16 protein-coding genes are annotated in these 16,548 nt (G+C 72.2%); 5 read left to right on the forward strand and 11 right to left on the reverse strand.

Annotation, left to right across the window (positions count from 1 at the left end):
- Positions 1-96: 96 nt before the first annotated feature.
- Positions 97-1,239 carry an ROK family transcriptional regulator gene (locus tag ACFVZH_RS14435; RefSeq protein WP_384896905.1) on the reverse strand — a complete coding sequence of 381 codons (1,143 nt, stop codon included), beginning with the start codon at positions 1,237-1,239 and terminating at the stop codon, positions 97-99.
- Between the two features lie 120 nt (positions 1,240-1,359).
- Between ACFVZH_RS14435 and ACFVZH_RS14440 the strand changes: the two genes are divergently transcribed.
- The 3 genes from ACFVZH_RS14440 to ACFVZH_RS14450 all read left to right on the forward strand — a co-directional run bounded on the left by ACFVZH_RS14440 (position 1,360) and on the right by ACFVZH_RS14450 (position 4,905).
- Entirely contained in the window at positions 1,360-2,574 is a 1,215-nt protein-coding gene (locus ACFVZH_RS14440; RefSeq protein ID WP_384896907.1) for an MFS transporter, read from the forward strand.
- Between the two features lie 146 nt (positions 2,575-2,720).
- Positions 2,721-4,115, forward strand: a complete 1,395-nt coding sequence (locus tag ACFVZH_RS14445; RefSeq protein WP_384896910.1) for a uracil-xanthine permease family protein — start codon at positions 2,721-2,723, stop codon at positions 4,113-4,115.
- Positions 4,116-4,188: 73 nt separating this feature from the next.
- Positions 4,189-4,905: a DUF5995 family protein gene (locus ACFVZH_RS14450; RefSeq protein WP_384896913.1), complete on the forward strand. Its 717-nt coding sequence runs from the start codon at positions 4,189-4,191 to the stop codon at positions 4,903-4,905.
- Between the two features lie 18 nt (positions 4,906-4,923).
- Here ACFVZH_RS14450 and ACFVZH_RS14455 read toward each other — a convergent pair whose 3' ends face one another.
- Positions 4,924-6,621, reverse strand: coding sequence for a flavin monoamine oxidase family protein (locus ACFVZH_RS14455; protein WP_384896916.1), 1,698 nt, complete (start codon positions 6,619-6,621; stop codon positions 4,924-4,926).
- A 59-nt stretch (positions 6,622-6,680) separates the two neighbouring features.
- On the reverse strand, positions 6,681-7,487 hold the full coding sequence (locus ACFVZH_RS14460) for a carbon-nitrogen hydrolase family protein (protein WP_384896919.1): 807 nt from the start codon (positions 7,485-7,487) through the stop codon (positions 6,681-6,683).
- A gap of 292 nt (positions 7,488-7,779) precedes the next feature.
- Between ACFVZH_RS14460 and ACFVZH_RS14465 the strand changes: the two genes are divergently transcribed.
- Positions 7,780-8,337: a Repetin gene (locus ACFVZH_RS14465; RefSeq protein WP_384896922.1), complete on the forward strand. Its 558-nt coding sequence runs from the start codon at positions 7,780-7,782 to the stop codon at positions 8,335-8,337.
- A gap of 80 nt (positions 8,338-8,417) precedes the next feature.
- On the opposite strand, the gene ACFVZH_RS14470 is transcribed toward ACFVZH_RS14465, so the two are convergent.
- The gene (locus tag ACFVZH_RS14470) at positions 8,418-8,873 is read right to left on the reverse strand and encodes an Lrp/AsnC family transcriptional regulator (RefSeq protein WP_362371903.1); all 456 of its coding nucleotides are present in this window, start codon (positions 8,871-8,873) and stop codon (positions 8,418-8,420) included.
- Positions 8,874-8,883: 10 nt separating this feature from the next.
- The gene (locus ACFVZH_RS14475) at positions 8,884-10,347 is read right to left on the reverse strand and encodes an amino acid permease (RefSeq protein ID WP_384896925.1); all 1,464 of its coding nucleotides are present in this window, start codon (positions 10,345-10,347) and stop codon (positions 8,884-8,886) included.
- Positions 10,348-10,702: 355 nt separating this feature from the next.
- Here ACFVZH_RS14475 and ACFVZH_RS14480 point away from each other — a divergent pair, with 355 nt between their 5' ends.
- The gene (locus tag ACFVZH_RS14480) at positions 10,703-11,704 is read left to right on the forward strand and encodes a GDSL-type esterase/lipase family protein (RefSeq protein WP_384897385.1); all 1,002 of its coding nucleotides are present in this window, start codon (positions 10,703-10,705) and stop codon (positions 11,702-11,704) included.
- On the opposite strand, the gene ACFVZH_RS14485 is transcribed toward ACFVZH_RS14480, so the two are convergent.
- From ACFVZH_RS14485 to rpe, 6 genes are all read right to left on the reverse strand, one after another.
- Entirely contained in the window at positions 11,688-12,191 is a 504-nt protein-coding gene (locus ACFVZH_RS14485) for a GNAT family N-acetyltransferase (protein WP_384896928.1), read from the reverse strand. The genes ACFVZH_RS14480 and ACFVZH_RS14485 overlap by 17 nt on opposite strands.
- 77 nt (positions 12,192-12,268) lie before the next feature.
- Positions 12,269-13,711, reverse strand: a complete 1,443-nt coding sequence (locus ACFVZH_RS14490) for a GuaB1 family IMP dehydrogenase-related protein (RefSeq protein ID WP_384896930.1) — start codon at positions 13,709-13,711, stop codon at positions 12,269-12,271.
- 105 nt (positions 13,712-13,816) lie between these two features.
- Positions 13,817-14,149, reverse strand: coding sequence for a barstar family protein (locus ACFVZH_RS14495; RefSeq protein WP_384896933.1), 333 nt, complete (start codon positions 14,147-14,149; stop codon positions 13,817-13,819).
- Complete coding sequence (locus ACFVZH_RS14500) at positions 14,139-14,573, reverse strand: ribonuclease domain-containing protein (protein ID WP_384896935.1); 435 nt, start codon at positions 14,571-14,573, stop codon at positions 14,139-14,141. The genes ACFVZH_RS14495 and ACFVZH_RS14500 overlap by 11 nt, the downstream gene beginning before the upstream one ends.
- Positions 14,574-14,676: 103 nt before the next feature.
- On the reverse strand, positions 14,677-15,726 hold the full coding sequence (locus ACFVZH_RS14505; RefSeq protein ID WP_384896938.1) for a sugar-binding transcriptional regulator: 1,050 nt from the start codon (positions 15,724-15,726) through the stop codon (positions 14,677-14,679).
- 120 nt (positions 15,727-15,846) lie between these two features.
- Complete coding sequence (gene rpe / locus ACFVZH_RS14510) at positions 15,847-16,530, reverse strand: ribulose-phosphate 3-epimerase (RefSeq protein ID WP_384896940.1); 684 nt, start codon at positions 16,528-16,530, stop codon at positions 15,847-15,849.
- Between the last annotated feature and the right edge of the window lie 18 nt (positions 16,531-16,548).

Consider the following 16,548-nt stretch of genomic DNA (forward strand, 5'->3'; position numbering starts at 1 on the left):
ACCGTCCCCACGGCGCCCTCGGCGGACAGACGCCCTACGAGCGCCTCAAGCAGAAGACCCAGACCCTGCTGTAATCAAGCTGCGGCAGTCGCACACCTAGAGCCCGGTGGACGGCGGACCGAAGAGCTCGTCCTGGGCCGCGTCCCGGGCACCGAGCAGGGCGCCGCGCAGGACCGCCGCGTCGCCGAGGGCCGTCGGCCGCACCTCGGTACGGAGCGGGGAGAGGGCCGCGAGCGCGCTCTCGACCCGGGAGGCGAGAGCGGCGCCGCCCTGGTGGCCGGTCTCGCCGGCGAGGACCACGCAGCCGGGGTCAAGGACGGAGACGACAGCGGCCGCGCCGACCGCGAGGCGGTGGGCGAGGGCGTCGAGGAAGGGGCCGTGGCCCGAGGTGAGCGCCTCGGCCGGGTCGAGGCCGTGGGCGGTGGCGAGGGCCGCGACGGCGGCGGCGCAGGCCAGCTCGTGGAAGCCGCCGTCGCAGCCGGTGGCCGAGGGCAGCCCCGAGGTGCCCGGCACCGGAAGGAAGCCGATCTCGCCGGCGCCGCCGGACGCACCGCGGCGCACCCGCCCGCCGAGGACGACGGCAGCGCCGACGCCCTGGCCGAGCCAGAGCAGGACGAAGTCCTCGCGGTCGCGGGCCGCGCCCTCGCGCAGCTCGGCGACGGCGGCGAGGTTGGTCTCGTTCTCGACCAGGACGTGGGCCGGGAGCCGCTCCTGGAGGACCGCGACCAGCCTGCGGTGCCAGGCGGGCAGCCCCGTGGAGTCGCGCAGGTCGCCGGTGGCGGGGTCGATGAGCCCGGGGGCGCCGACGGCGACGCTGTGGAGCCGTTCGACGCCCGCCTCCCGTACGGTCCGTTCCAGGAGGGCGACGGCCTTCTCGACGGCGGAGCCCGTCTCGTCGTCGTCGCCGACGGGCGCGGTGGCCTCGGCGAGCGTGGTGCCGAGGAGGTCGGCGACGGTGACGGAGACCGAGCGGGTCCGTACGTCGAGGGCCGCGAGGTGGGCGCGGTCGGCGACGATCCCGTACAGCTTGGCGTTGGGTCCCCGGCGCTCGGCTCCGGACTCCCCGACGACGTGGACGAGGCCGGAGCCCTGGAGCCGTTCGACGAGGTCGGCGACGGTCGGCCGGGAGAGTCCGGTGAGCGTCTTGAGCTGAGTGGCCGTCAACGGACCTTCGGCCTGGAGCAGTCGCAGGGCTGACCGGTCGTTGATGGCCCGTGCGGTACTCGGGGATGCGGCCATGCGGCGATCCTCTCAGACTCGTTCCCGGGCCCGTTCCGGCCGGGGTCTTCCCTGCGGACTATTTATCAGGCAGGGTTCCTGATAGTTTACGCGCCACACCACGACACCAGGGAGGGACCCATGACGGCGGAGACCGTCACCAGCACCGAACGCCTGCGGCGGGCGCGCTTCGCCATCGCCGCCGTCTTCTGCGTCCACGGCGCGGTCACCGGCAGCTTCGCGACCCGGATCCCCTGGATCCAGGAGCACGCGGCCGTCAGCGCCGGCCAGCTCGGGCTCGCGCTCGCCTTCCCCGCGCTCGGCGCCTCTCTCGCGATGCCGCTCGCCGGAGCCGTCTCCCACCGGTTCGGTGCTCGCACGGCACTGCGCGGACTGCTCGCCCTGTGGACGCTCGCGCTGACCCTGCCGTCGCTCGCCCCGAACATCTGGGGGCTGTGCGGCGCGCTCTTCGTGTACGGAGCGACCGCGGGCATGTCCGACGTGGCGATGAACGCGCTCGGCGTCGAGACCGAGAACCGGCTCGGCAAGTCCATCATGTCGAGCCTGCACGGCATGTGGAGCGTGGGCGCCCTGCTCGGCTCCGCCGCCGGCACCGTCGCCGCGCACGTCGGCGGCGACGCCCGGATCCACCATCTGATCGCCGCCCTGGTCCTCACCGCGCTCGGCCTCGTCATCTGCCAAGGCGTCCTGGACGTGCGCAGCACCCCGGACGAGGAACCCCCGCCGCGCTTCTCGCTGCCGCCCAAGTCCGCGCTCGTCATCGGGGCCATCGGCTTCTGCGGAGTGTTCGCGGAGGGCGCCAGCATGGACTGGTCGGCGGTCTACCTGCGGGACGAACTCGGCAGCTCGGCCGGGCTCGCGGCCGCCTCCACCACCGCCTTCGCCCTGACCATGGCCGTGGCGCGGCTGGCCGGCGACCGGGTCGTGGACCGCTTCGGCGCCGTCCGCACCGTACGGGCCGGGGGCGTCGTCGCCACCCTGGGCGGCCTCCTGGTGGTGCTCGCCCCGCACGCCGCCGTCGCGATGGCCGGATTCGGTCTCATCGGGCTCGGGATCGCGGTCGTCGTCCCGCTCGCCTTCGCCGCGGCCGGGCGCAGCGGTCCGAACCCCAGCCAGGCCATCGCCGGTGTCGCCACCATCACGTACACCTCGGGGCTCATCGCCCCGTCGGCGATCGGCGGCATCGCCGACGTGACGTCCCTGATGTTCTCCTTCTGCCTGGTCACCCTGCTCGCCTTCGGGCTCGTGCTCGGCGCGGGCGTGCTCAGGTCCGGCGGCCGGGAGGCGGCGTCGGCGACGCCCGCCCCCGCGAAGAGCGCCGACCCGGTCGGGTAGGACCACCGCTCGGAGCCGGGGGCATGAGGCGTACGACCGCTCCCGGGCGGCGGTCGAACATATCCGATCAGCGGTGGCGCATACCATATGGCTGATCTTGAGCGGTCACGACGCGGCCGCCGGTACCGGAGAACGGGAGCTACCTCATGAACCTCGGCGTGCGCTGGACCCTGCACGGCGACGGGAGAACACCCGCTCCGGGAGCCGTCGTCCGCCCGGACGAACGGCTCTCCTGGCCGCGTACGGCCGGTCTCGGCGCCCAGCACGTCGTGGCGATGTTCGGGGCGTCGTTCGTCGCCCCGGTCCTGATGGGGCTCGACCCGAACCTCGCGATCATGATGTCCGGTGTCGCCACCGCGATCTTCCTGCTCGCGACCCGCGGCACCGTCCCGTCCTACCTGGGCTGCTCGCTCTCCTTCGTCGGCGTCGCCGCCGCGATCCGGGCCTCCGGCGGCACCAGCGCCACGGTGACCGGCGCGGTCCTGGTCGTCGGCGCGGTGCTGTTCCTGGCGGGCCTGGCGGTACGGAAGTTCGGCGCGCGGATCATCCACGCGGCGATGCCGCCGATCGTGACCGGCGCCGTCGTCATGCTGATCGGCTTCAACCTGGCGCCCGTCACCGCCTCCACCTACTGGCCGCAGGACCAGTGGACGGCGCTGCTCGTGATGCTGTTCACCGGACTGGCCGTGGTCTGTCTGCGCGGCTTCTGGTCCCGGATCGCCATCTTCCTCGGGCTGATCTTCGGCTACGCCGTCTCCTGGGTCTTCGACCTCGTCTTCGGCAAGATCCACTCGATGTCCCCGGGCGGCCAGGTCACCGACCACTGGCGGCTCGACCTCTCCGGCGTCTCCACGGCGGACTGGATCGGCCTGCCGTCCTTCCACGGACCGAGCTTCGAGTGGTCCGCGATCCTGGTCGCGCTGCCGGTCGTCATCGCGCTGATCGCCGAGAACGCCGGACACGTCAAGGCCGTCGGCGAGATGACCGGCGAGCCGCTGGACGACCAGCTGGGCACCGCGATCGCCGCCGACGGCGCCGCGTCGATGCTGTCCACCGCGGTGGGCGGCCCGCCGAACACCACGTACTCCGAGAACATCGGCGTCATGGCCGCCACCCGGGTGTACTCGACCGCCGCCTACTGGGCCGCGGCCGGCTTCGCGCTCCTCTTCGGCCTCTGCCCGAAGTTCGGCGCGATCGTCGCCGCCATCCCCGGCGGCGTCCTCGGCGGCATCACGGTCATCCTCTACGGCATGATCGGCCTGCTCGGCGCCCAGATCTGGATCAACGCCAAGGTCGACCTGCGCAACCCGCTCAACCTGGTCCCGGCCGCCGCCGGCATCATCATCGGCGTCGGCGGCGTGAAGCTGACCTTCTCCGACACCTTCGAGCTGGGCGGCATCGCGCTCGGCACGATCGTCGTCATCACCGGCTACCACGTGCTGCGGGCCTTCGCCCCGGCCCACCTGAAGGAGCAGGAGCCGCTCCTGGACTCCGGCACCAGCTCGTACGAGACGGGCGCGGACACCGCGTCGAAGAACTGAGTGATTCGCCCGTTCTGGGTAAGCCGGGCCCGAGAGGTTCCCTCGACGGCCCGGCGGCTGGGAGCCTGCCCCCATGGCGCAGACCCAGCAGATCGGGCAGCAGGCCGAACGGCTCGGGCCGTTCGTGGCAGTCGACCCCGTGGTGGACCGGATGCGGTCGCTCCGCTCGGCCTGGCATCCGGCCGACGGGGTCGCCGTCTTCAACCGGGTCTATCTGACCGTCACCGAGGAGATCGGCCACGCCATCGAGGCCGGCACCTTCGCCGACCGGCGGGCCGCCGCGACACTCGACGTACGGTTCGCGGAGCGATACCTCGCGGCGGTCGACGCGGCCGCGACCGGCTGCCCCGTGCCCGCCTGCTGGCGGCCCCTCTTCCACTACCGGCGCCATCCCGGCGTACGCCCGCTGCAGTTCGCGCTGGCCGGGATCAACGCGCACATCGGGCACGACCTGGCCCTCGCCGTCGTCGACGCCTGCCGGCTCCTGGAGTGCGCGCCCGCCGACCTCGAGGACGAGTTCGACCGGGTCGGCGACATCCTGGTCCTCCTGGAGGAGCGCATCCGGGAGGAACTGATGCCGGGCCCGGACCTCCTGGAGATCGCGGACCCGCTGACCCATCTGCTCGGCTGCTGGAGCCTGGACCGGGCCAGGGACGGGGCCTGGCTCGCCGCGCGCTCGCTGTGGCAGCTGCGCGGGCTGCCCGACCTCGCGGCGGAGTTCAGGGAGCGCCTCGACCGGTCGGTGGGCCTGGTGGGGCGGATGCTGCTGACCCCCCTCACCAGGCCCTGAACCGCTCCGTACGGAGGATCAGTCCTCCGGCAGCTCGACCGGGGCGATCTCGTCGTACACGTCGCCCGGGCCGGGGTTCGTGGCGTCGGTGCCGCCGCCGAAGTGGTGCATCACGCCCCAGACCGCGTTGAGCGCCGTCTGCACCGCGCCCTCGGCCCAGCCGGCCGTCCAGGAGATGTCGTCGCCCGCGAGGAAGATGCCCCGCTTGTCCTGGGGCAGCCGGTCCTGCATGAAGTGCGTGAACAGGCGCCGCTGGTAGCGGTAGTGGCCGGGCAGGTTGGCCTTGAAGGCGCCCATGAAGTAGGGCTCGTTCTCCCAGGAGACCGTCACCGGGTTGCCGATGATGTGCTTCCGGATGTCGACCTTCGGGTAGATCTCGCCGAGCGACTTCAGCATGACCTCCATCCGCTCGTTCGCGGACAGCGGCAGCCACTTCAGGCTGTCGTCGCACCAGGTGTACGAGAGGCAGATCGTGGCCGGCTTGTCCGGGCCCTCGTCCAGGAGGTAGGTGCCGCGGGTCATCCGGTCGGTCAGCGTCATCGACATGACGTCCCGGCCGGTCTCCTCGTCCTTGTCCAGCCAGAACGGCCGGTCGACGGGGACGAAGAGCTTGGACGACTCCATGTAGTGGGTGCGCTCGATCGCCGTCCAGTGGTCGATCGGGAAGAGCGAGTCGTCGCAGGCGATCTTGGAGAGCAGCATCCAGGACTGAGCGGTGAAGATCGCCGCCTGGTACGTGCGGATGTCGCCGGACGCGTCGGTGACGGTGATCCGGTTGCCGGCGGTCCGGTTCAGCCGGGTCACGGCCGGCTTCGGGGTGCCCCCGTGCAGGGAAGCGAGCGAGGTGCCCGGCGCCCAGTGGACGATCTTCTCCGGCTCGCGCTCCCAGAGGCGCAGCGGCAGCTGCTGCGAGCCGCCCACGATGCCGCGGTGGTGGTCGTCGGCTTCGGTGTAGACGACGCGGAGGATCTCCAGGATGGAGTTGGGGAAGTCGGTGTCCCAGCCGCCGGTGCCGAAGCCGACCTGGCCGAAGATCTCACGGTGCCGGAAGGACTTGAAGGACTCCGACTCGCAGAGGAAGCCGTAGAAGGTCTGGTTGTCGAGCTTCTCGACGAGCTTCGACCAGATCTCGCGGATGCGCGGGACGTCCCGCTCGCGCATGGCCTGGTTCATGTCGGAGAAGTCGGCGCCCTCGTCCAGGCAGGCGTTCCACGCGTTCATCACGTCGCGGTAGACCTGCGGCAGGTCGTCGACGGTGGTGGCGTAGTGCGACTCGCCCTTGAGGTCGACGACGGTCGACGGGGTCGACTCGGCGAGCGGGTTGGGGAAGGGCGTGGTCTCCAGGCCGACCAGGTCGATGTAGTGCTGGAGCGCGGTCGAGGAGGGCGGGAAGCGCATGGCGCCCATCTCGGCGGTCAGGCCCTCGGTGCCGGTGCCCTCGAAGCCCACGGTCCGCAGCCGGCCGCCGATCTCGTCGGCCTCGTAGACGACGGGCTTGAGGCCCATCTTCATCAGCTCGTAGGCGGCGATGATGCCGGAGAGCCCGCCGCCGATGACGGCGACCTCGGTGCCGTGCTCGGTGGCCGGTATCTGGCCGAGCCCGGCCGGGTGGGCCAGGAAGTCGTCGTAGGCGTACGGGAAGTCCGGACCGAACATGGTGATCGGCGGCTGGCCGTCGCTGTGCGGGACGGCGGTCGTGGGCACCGTGGACGTCATGGGGTACGGACTCCTTGCACGGAAAAAGGTGAGGCGGGGCGGGAAGGCGGGGGGACGGCTCAGACGAGGGGGCCGTAGAGGCCCGGGCGCCGGTCGCGGAGGTAGGGGTTCTCCGCGCGGGAGGCCGCCAGGAGGTCGGGGTCGGCGTCGCCGAGGACGAGATCCTCGCCGCGCCCGGCGCGGGCCCGGGCGGTGCCGTCGGGGCCGGCCAGGGTGGAGAGGCCGACGAACTCGAAGGCGCCCTCCGTGCCGGCCCGGTTGGCGTACGCGATGAAGAGCTGGTTCTCGAAGGCACGGACCGGCACCACGGAGAGGGGCACGATCTCGGCGGGGTGCATGAGCGCGGTCGGCACGAGGAGGAGGTCCGTACCGGCCAGCGCGTGCGCCCGCACGTTCTCGGGGAACTCGACGTCGTAGCAGATCATCATGCCGACCGTGAGGCCGTCGATCTCCGCCTGGACCACGGCCCGGTCGCCGGGGGTGAACCACTCCAGCTCGAAGTCGCCGAAGAGGTGGGTCTTGCGGTACCGCGCGAGCGGGACGCCGTCGGCGCCGATGAGCTGAGCGGAGTTGTAGAGGACCCCGTGCCGCTCGGTGTCCCGCTCCGGGTAGCCGTACCCGACGGCCAGGCCGTGGCGCACGGCGATCGCCGCGACGGCGCGGGCGGAGGGGCCGTCGGCCGGCTCGGCCAGGCGAGCCAGGTCGGCGCCGATGGCGTAGCCGGTGAGGAACAGCTCGGGGGCGAGCAGCAGGCCCGCTCCGGCGGCGGCCGCACGGGCGGCGGCCTCGTCGAGGATCTTGAGGTTGGCGGCCACGTCACCGAGCTCACCGGAGCTCTGGAGCAGGGCGGTGCGCAGCGCGGGCATGGGTGATCCTCGGGGGGTCGGAGTACAAGGGGAAGACGTCAAAAACGGTACGGTTTCGCGCTCTGTTCGGACAAGACGGCAGCGTTGCGGACCGACCGTCGAACCGTTGCGCGATCCCCGGCCACCGCGGCGATTCGTTGCGTACGGCTCCCCCCGTGGTCGCACGGCTCCCCCGCCGCGCGGCGGAGACGCGGACCGTCCTGCGGCCCGACGCCCCGGCGGGGGCTCGCGCGGAAGAGTGGTGGTCGTCCGGAAGAACACCGGGCCACCTGCCGAAAGGACCGAATCGACCATGAACCGCCGTACGAAGATCGCCTCCCTGGCCGCCGCCCTGCTGATCACGGCGGGCGCCGCCGGCTCCGCCGCCGCCTCGGGGGACGGCGCGGACGCCCGGCACGGGCACGGCAAGCGGGAGGCCGCCGCGCTGACCGGCACGGCCAAGCTGTATCGGCCGGCCGGCGACGACATCACCTTCAGCTTCGACGCGCACCTGGCGGCGAAGGACAACAAGGATCCGGAGTCCGCGACCGGCACCTTCCGGTTCAGCCACTACAAGGACGGCCGGGGCGGGTACGCCGTGGCGAAGGTGGACTGCCTGGTCACGGGCGGCAAGGTCGCGGTCGTGACGGGCATCGTCACCGAGACCGATGTGGACGGCTTCCGGAACAAGCGCGTCGGCATCTCGGTCCATGACACCGGAAAGCTCGACCGGCTCGGCTACAGCTGGATGACCCGGGGCCAGGACTCGGAGCTGCCGCCGTGCCAGAGCATGGCCCCGTTCGAGAAGGTCAAGGCCGGTACGGGCGACTTCCACGTCCTGCCCTGGCTGCTGGAGTACCCGACCGAGTAGACCGCCCCACGGGGGTGGGCGGGCGAAGGGCGGTGCGGGAACCACGGCCCGCACCGCCCCGAACGCCCACATCGCGGGTACTACGCGGGCGAGCCCGAGGAGAAGCGCCGCAGCAGCGGCGAGAGCACCAGGACGGACTTGGTGCGCTCCACGAAGGGCTCGCCCGCGATCCGTTCCAGGACGCGCTCGAAGTGGCGCATGTCCGAGGCGAAGACCTGGACGACGGCGTCCGCGTCACCGGTGACGGTCGACGCGGACACCACCTCGGGATACCGCTCCAGACCCCGCCGGATGTCGTCCGGCGAGGTGTTGTGGCGGCAGTAGATCTCGACGAACCCCTCGGTCTCCCAGCCGAGCGCCGCCGGGTCCACCCGTACGGTGAAGCCGGTGATGGCGCCCTCGGCCCGGAGCCGGTCCACGCGCCGCTTCACGGCGGGCGCGGAGAGTCCGACGAGCGCGCCGATGTCGGCGTAGCTGCGGCGGGCGTCCTCCGCGAGGGCGTGGACGATGCGTTCGTCGAGGTCGTTGAGTCGCACTACGGGTGGATCACTTCTCTGCTGATGCGAGGCGGGAGCGGCGCATGCCGTACAGGAAGTAGACCACGAGGCCGACGGCCATCCAGCCACCGAAGTACTGCCATGTGATCACGTCAAGCATGTACATGCTGTAGGCGCAGCAGATGAAGCCCAGGATCGGGAAGACCGGGCCGAGGGGCACCTTGAAGGAGCGGTCCATGTCGCGCTTGGTGTAGCGGAGCACCACCACGGCGACGTTGACGAGGGCGAACGCGAAGAGCGTGCCGATGCTCGTCGCGTTGACCAGCTCGCCGAGCGGGACGGCGGCCGCGAGGAGGCCGCAGAAGAGCGAGACGATCAGCGTGTTGACCCGCGGGGTGCCGGACTTGGGCTCGACCTTCCCGAAGACCTTGGGGACGAGCCCGTCGCGGGACATCGCGAAGAGGATGCGGGTCTGGCCATAGAGCACGGTCAGGACGACGCTGGCGATCGAGATCACCGCACCGGCGGCGAGGAGCGTGCCCCAGAAGCTCTGACCGGTCACGTCGTTCATGATCGCGGCGAGGGACGCGTCGGAGCCCGCGAACTTCTTCCAGTCCCAGGCGCCCACGGCCACAGCGGCGACCAGCACGTACAGCGCGGTGACGATGACGAGCGAGAGCATGATCGCCCGCGGGAGGTCGCGCTTGGGGTCCTTGGCCTCCTCGCCGGCCGTGGAGGCGGCGTCGAAGCCGATGTACGAGAAGAAGAGGACGGCACCGGCGGCGCCGATGCTGTCGAGGCCGAGCGGCATGAAGTCGGAGTAGTTGCCGGACTTGAAGCCCATGAAGCCGACCGCGCAGAAGAGCACCAACGAGACGATCTTGACGCACACCATGATCGTGTTGGCACGGGCGGACTCCTTCGCGCCCCCGAGCAGGAAGAGCATCGCCAGCACGACGACTATCAGGGCCGGCAGGTTGAAGACACCGCCGTCGCCGGGGGGCTCGGTGAGGGCCGCGGGCAGCGTGACACCGATGGTGCCGTCGAGCAGCTCGTTGAGGTAGTCGCCCCAGCCGACGGCCACTGCCGCGACGGAGACGCCGTACTCGAGGAGCAGACACCAGCCGCAGATCCAGGCGACGAGTTCGCCCATCGTTGCGTAAGCGTACGAGTAAGAGGACCCGGCCACCGGGATCGTGCCGGCCAGCTCCGCGTACGAGAGCGCCGAGAACAGTGCGGTGAGACCGGCGAAGACGAACGCGACGGTGACCGCGGGGCCGGCCTTGGGAACGGCCTCGCCGAGGACGACGAAGATGCCGGTGCCGAGCGTCGCACCGATGCTGATCATGGTCAGCTGCCACATGGAGAGCGAGCGGCGCAGACTGCCGCCCTCACCCTGCCCACCCTCCGCGACCAGCGCTTCCACCGGCTTGCGCCGGACGAGTGCGCCGAGGGTGGAGGTCTTCGGGGTGGCCGTGTCGACGACCGGTGGGGCTGCGCCTTGATCCAGCACTGCGGAGGCTCCTTATCGCTGCCTGTGGAGGCGGAGCGGGGACCGCGGCGGTGCGTGGGCATGACTGAGCATGCCCACGGGGGACGGAACCGCCGAGCAGGCGGTCGCCGCCACTCCTGGTACGGGGCACGAGCCTAAGGGGCCGGGGTTCGCACTCGTAATGCAGGGTTGTTGCGCAGTGCCGGATGATCATTGCGCGCTCACGGCGCAGGCGGGGAAACATTGCGCGCCCCCGCATGAATCGACACATCAGGGTGTGAACCGGTGCGTGCACGCGTATGGACTCCTCGTGCCCGATGACCGACCCTGCGAGCTCCTGACGACCGCTCCTGACGACCCACGATCGGAGGCCCCGGTGCGCTGGCTCGACCCGGCACCGTTCCTGCGCGGTACGGCCTGGCTGGACGGGCCCCGGCCCGTGCGCGCCGACCCGGACGACCTCGAAAGGCTGCCGTGGGACGTCGCCGCGCGGGCCGCGCTGCCCATCGGCGTACGCATCGAGTTCACGGCCGAGCCCGGCACGCGCGCGGTGGAACTGCGCTACCGGGCGTCCGTTCCGCGGCCGGACGACCCGCTGGGCGCCCTGCGCCACTGCTTCGCCCTCTGGCAGGGCACCCGGCTCGTCGGCGAGAGCTGGGCCGCCCCGGCCGCCGAGGCCACCGTCACGCTGCCGCTGCCCGTGGACGGCGGAGTCTTCGCCGTCCACCTCCCGGAGGGCCAGGCCCCCGTTCCGGTCGCCCTGCGGGCCGTCGGCGGCGCCCTCTCCCCCGCCCCGCCCCGGCCCCGCTGGCTCGTCCACGGCGATTCCATCACCGAGGGCTGGTGGGCGACCCGGCCCGCGCACGCCTGGCCCGCCACGGCGGGCCGGCGCCTCGGCCTCGACCCGGTGAACCTCGGGTACGCGGGCGGGGCGCGGGGCGAGCTGCCCCTCGCCGAACACCTGGCCAGGCTGCCGGGGGAACTGATCACCCTGGCCTTCGGCACCAACTGCTGGTCCCGGGTGCCGGCGACGCCCGACTGGCTGTACGCGACCGTCCGGGCCTTCGTCGGCCTGGTCCGCAGGGGCCACCCGGACACCCCGCTGCTGATCGTCTCGCCGGTCCTGCGCCCCGAGGCCGAGCACACCCGCAACGCCCTCGGCGCCACCCTCACGGAGCTACGCAGGGCCATGGAGCGCGCGGGCCGCGACCTGGCCGCCGAGGGCGACGGACGGCTGCGCGTCCTCTCCGGGCGGCCGATCCTGGGCGCGGAGCACCTGGCGGACGGACTGCATCCGGACGACGCGGGACACGCCCGGATCGCGGCGGCCGTCGCGGAGGCGCTGGGACCGTGGGTGCGCGCTACCCCAGCGTCCTGACGAGGAAGGTGGCCGCGTCGGCCTGGGTACGCGTGCGGCCCTCGGGGTCGGTGAAGGACCAGCGGTCGGTGTACTCCGTCACCGGCTCGTAGCCGAGCCGCGCGTACAGCGCCGCGGCCCGGGGGTTGTCATGGCCCACGCCGAGGCCCAGGACCGCCCCGCCGCGTGCCCGCGCCAGCTCCTCGGCGGCGCGGACCAGGGCGGTGCCGATGCCCCGCCCCCGCAGCCCGGCCACGACGTCCAGGCCGTTGAACTCGGGGCAGTCGTCCAGCACGGCCCGTACCTCCGGCGCGGCGCAGCCGTCCCAGCGGACCTGTCCGTTGCCGACCGGGATCCCGTCCCGCCAGGCGATCAGATAGGTGCCGTGTCCGGTCTCCTGCCGGGCGAAGCGGTCCGCGTGACGGGTGGGGGCACCCGGGGTGGGCAGATGGCGGTCGAGCGGGGCGATGTCCTCGGCACGGCACGGCCGGATCTCCACGTGGTCCATGCGGTGACCGTACGGGAACGCCGTGGGCCCCCGGGAGCGATTTCCCGGGGGCCCACGGCGTTCAGGACGCGGGGCGACTAGCTCCAGCTGGCGTGCAGCGGCTTGCCCTCGGCGTAGCCGGCGGCGGACTGGACGCCGATCACGGCCTTCTCCTCGAACTCCGCGAGCGAGCCGGCGCCTGCGTAGGTGCAGGAGGAGCGGACGCCCGCGATGATCGAGTCGATCAGGTCCTCGACACCCGGGCGGGCCGGGTCGAGGAACATGCGCGAGGTGGAGATGCCCTCCTCGAACAGCGCCTTGCGGGCGCGGTCGTAGGCGGACTCGTCGCTGGTGCGGTTCTTGACGGCGCGGCCGGAGGCCATGCCGAAGGACTCCTTGTAGAGCCGCCCGTTGGCGTCCTGCTGGAGGTCGCCCGGGGACTCGTACGTCCCGGCGAACCAGGAGCCGATCATCACGTTGGACGCGCCGGCGGCGAGCGCCATGGCGACGTCGCGCGGGTGGCGGACACCGCCGTCGGCCCAGACGTGCTTGCCGTACTTCTTGGCCTCGGCGGCGCACTCCAGGACGGCCGAGAACTGCGGGCGGCCGACGCCGGTCATCATGCGGGTGGTGCACATGGCACCGGGGCCGACGCCGACCTTGATGATGTCCGCGCCCGCCTCGACGAGGTCCTTGACGCCCTCGGCGGCGACGATGTTGCCCGCGACGATCGGGACCTGCGGGTCGAGCGCCCGCACGGTACGGATCGCGCTGATCATCGACTCCTGGTGGCCGTGCGCGGTGTCGATGACGAGCGTGTCGACGCCCGCGTCGAGCAGCTGCTTGGCCTTGCCCGCCACGTCGCCGTTGATGCCGACGGCGGCGGCGATGCGCAGCCTGCCGTTCGCGTCCACGGCCGGGCTGTACAGCGTCGCGCGCAGCGCGCCCCTGCGGGTGAGGATGCCGACGAGCTTGCCGTCCGTGTCCACGGCCGGGGCGTAACGGCGGTTGGCGGCGTCGAGGGTGTTGAACGCCTCGCGCGGGTCGATGTCCGCGTCCAGGAGCAGCAGGTCCTTGGACATGACCTCGGAGAGCTGGGTGAAGCGGTCCACGCCGGAGAGGTCGGCGTCGGTGACGACACCCACCGGGCGGCGGAACTCGTCGACGACGACACCGGCGTCGTGGGCCCGCTTCGGCAGCAGCGACAGCGCGTCGGCGACGGTCTGGTGCGGCTCCAGGACGATCGGGGTGTCCAGCACGTGGTGGCGGCTCTTGACCCATGTGATGACGTCGGTGACGACCTCGATGGGGATGTCCTGGGGGATGACGACGAGGCCGCCGCGGCGGGCCACCGTCTCGGCCATCCGGCGGCCGGCGATCGCGGTCATGTTCGCGACGACGAGCGGGATCGTGGTCCCGGTTCCGTCCGGCGAGGAGAGGTCCACCGCCTGTCGGGAACCGACGGCCGAGCGGCTCGGCACCATGAACACATCGTCGTACGTCAGGTCGTAGGGCGGCTTGACGTCATTGAGGAAACGCACGTGCTGACATCCCAGTCGTTCGGATCGGCCCCTAGGCATTTCAGCCAGGGGAAAAAGCACGTAGTTCATTGTCCCACGCCTGTACGAATACCAGTCCAGGGCGAATCATCCGAGGCTTGCGGCAGGTGGTTCGTGCGATCCTCCGAAGCCCTCTCCCAGGGCGAGGAGGACGGAGAGGCGGGTGGGGCGCTCGTCGGCGGCCGTGGCGAAGACCTCCTGGGCGGTCCGCCACTCCTGCGGCCGGGTCCGGGCGTACCCCTGCCAGCCGGTGACCACCAGGGTGACCGGTTCGGGCAGGTCGCCGAGACAGTCGGCGAGGGCGTCCCAGTTGCGGCCGAACCAGTGGGGCAGGGCGAGGGCCGCGGCGCACCGGTCCATCAGGGCGGCCTTGTCCGTGACTCCGGTCAGGTCGAGGACGACGGGGGCGTCAAGCCTCATCCGTGACCACCTCCCGGAACGTCTCGTAGTGGTCGTCGGTGTAGTACCTCTCGCCGTTCCGGCCGGTGACGATCCGGCGCGCTCCCCGGTCGCCTTCGCCGGGGGTCCTCACCGTGTACTCGCGGTAGTAGCCGCGCGTCTCACGGGGCAGGACCCGCTCGAAGTTCGAGAAGACCGCGCCGTCCTTGGCGTACGGGAAGGGCCCGCCGCGCGCGATGAGGTCGAGGGTCCTGCGCGCCTCGGGCGGCAGGTCGGCGGCCCGTACGGTGGGCAGCCCGGAGGTCCCGCTGGGCGCGACGGCGGTGTTCCCCGCGGAGGCGGTACGGGTGGAGCCCGGCGCGGCGCCGCCGCTCGCCGAGGAGCACCCGGCGAGGAAGACGGCGAGGACGAGCGCGAGGAGTACGCGCAGGGGCCGGAGCAACATGTCCCGAACATACCGTTACGGGTCGACTCCAGCCCCTCGGTTCACTCGGCCGTCACCCCGGCCGCCGCCCGGCGGCCGTCGGGGTCCGTCCGGTCGGCGTCGTTCAGCTGCCGTCGGGGTCCGTCCGGTCGAGCGCCGGGTGCGTGCCCGGGCTGGACTCGGTGAGGAGGTAGTCGGCCGCGGCGCGGTCCGTCACCAGGCTGGTGACGAGCCCGGAGCGGAGCACCGCTCCGATGGCCGCCGCCTTGCGCTGGCCGCCCGCGATCGCCACGACCTCGGGGATGCGGCGCAGCCGGTCCGCCTCGACGGTGATGCAGCGCTCGCCCAGGTCGCGGCCGACCCGGCGCCCGTCGGCGTCGAAGAGGTGGGCCGACATCTCGGCGGCGACGCCCAGCGAGGCGTAGTGGGCCCGCTCGGCGTCGGAGAGCATGTCGTGGACGGTCGAGATGCCCGGCTCCCAGGAGCCGATGGAGACGCAGGCGACGGTGACCTTGTCGAAGTACTCGAAGGCCCGCGCGATGCCGGTCTGGCTGCGCAGCGCCGCCGCGGTGGCCGGGTCGGGCAGCAGCATGGGCGCGTAGATCGGGTGGGCCTCGCCGCCGGAGACCTGCGCGGCCCGCCGCACGGCCTCGACCGAGCCGCGCTCGGCGGTCCCGGCGTCGTACACCCCGGTGAGCTGGACGACGGTGCAGGGCGGCAGCCGGTCGAGGGCGGCTGCCATGTGGATGGTGGAGCGGCCCCAGGCCAGGCCCAGGACGTCGCCTTCGGTGACCAGTTCGCCGAGGAGGTCGGCCGCGACCTCGCCGAGGTTCTCCGGGTCCGGCGACTCGTCGTCGCCCTCCGCCGGGGACTCGACGACGACGGCGTGGCGGAGCCCGTAGCGGGCGCGGAGCGCGTCGGACCGCTCGGCGTCCAGCTCGGCCGGCACGCGGATCTCGATCCGTACGAGGTCGCGCTCCAGGGCGGTCTCCAGGACCCGGGCCACCTTGAAGCGGCTCACGCCGAACTCCTCGGCGATCTGGATCTTGGACTTGCCCTCGAGGTAGAAGCGGCGGGCCATGGCCGCCGCCTGCACCAGCTCCGCGGGGCCCATCCGCAGGGCTGACCGTCCCGCCGACATTCCCGCCACCGCGATCTCCTCACTGCTGTTCACGTACCGCTGTTCACGTACGGCTGTCGTTCACACTCTGGCTCGCCGTTCATCCTGTCAGAAACGGCGGGCCTTGATCAGTCCTGTCGGCGGCCCGACGGACCGCGTTCATCCGCCGGAGGCTCAGTGGCCACACGCCCACGGGGCGGTGGCCGTCGCGGCCTCCGCGCGGGCCCGCAGGGAGGCGACGGCCGCGGCCGGGTCGGCCGCGCCGTACACCGCGGACCCCGCGACGAAGACGTCGGCGCCGGCCTCGGCGCACCGCTCGATGGTGGACTCGGCGACCCCGCCGTCGACCTGGAGCCACAGCTCCAGACCGTGCTTGGAGATCAGTTCCCGGGTGCGGCGGATCTTGGGCAGCATGATGTCGAGGAACGCCTGGCCGCCGAAGCCGGGCTCGACGGTCATGATCAGCAGCATGTCGAGCTCGGGGAGCAGGTCCTCGTACGGCTCGATGGGCGTGGCCGGCCGCAGCGCCATGGACGCGCGGGCGCCCTTGGCGCGGATCTCCCGCGCCAGCCGCACCGGGGCGGCGGCCGCCTCGACGTGGAAGGTCACCGAACCGGCGCCGGCCTCCACGTACTGCGGGGCCCACCGGTCCGGGTTCTCGATCATCAGGTGGCAGTCGAGCGGCGTGTCCGTCGCGCGGGCCAGCGACTCCACGATCGGCACACCCAGCGTCAGGTTGGGCACGAAGTGGTTGTCCATCACGTCGACGTGCAGCCAGTCGGCACCGTCGACGGCCTTCGCCTCATCGGCGAGCCGGGCGAAGTCCGCGGACAGGATGCTGGGGTTGATCTGCGCCATGTGCCAAGCCTCCCACGT

Source organism: Streptomyces sp. NPDC059534 (genome assembly GCF_042743475.1).
In the GTDB taxonomy this organism is placed as follows: Bacteria; Actinomycetota; Actinomycetes; order Streptomycetales; family Streptomycetaceae; genus Streptomyces.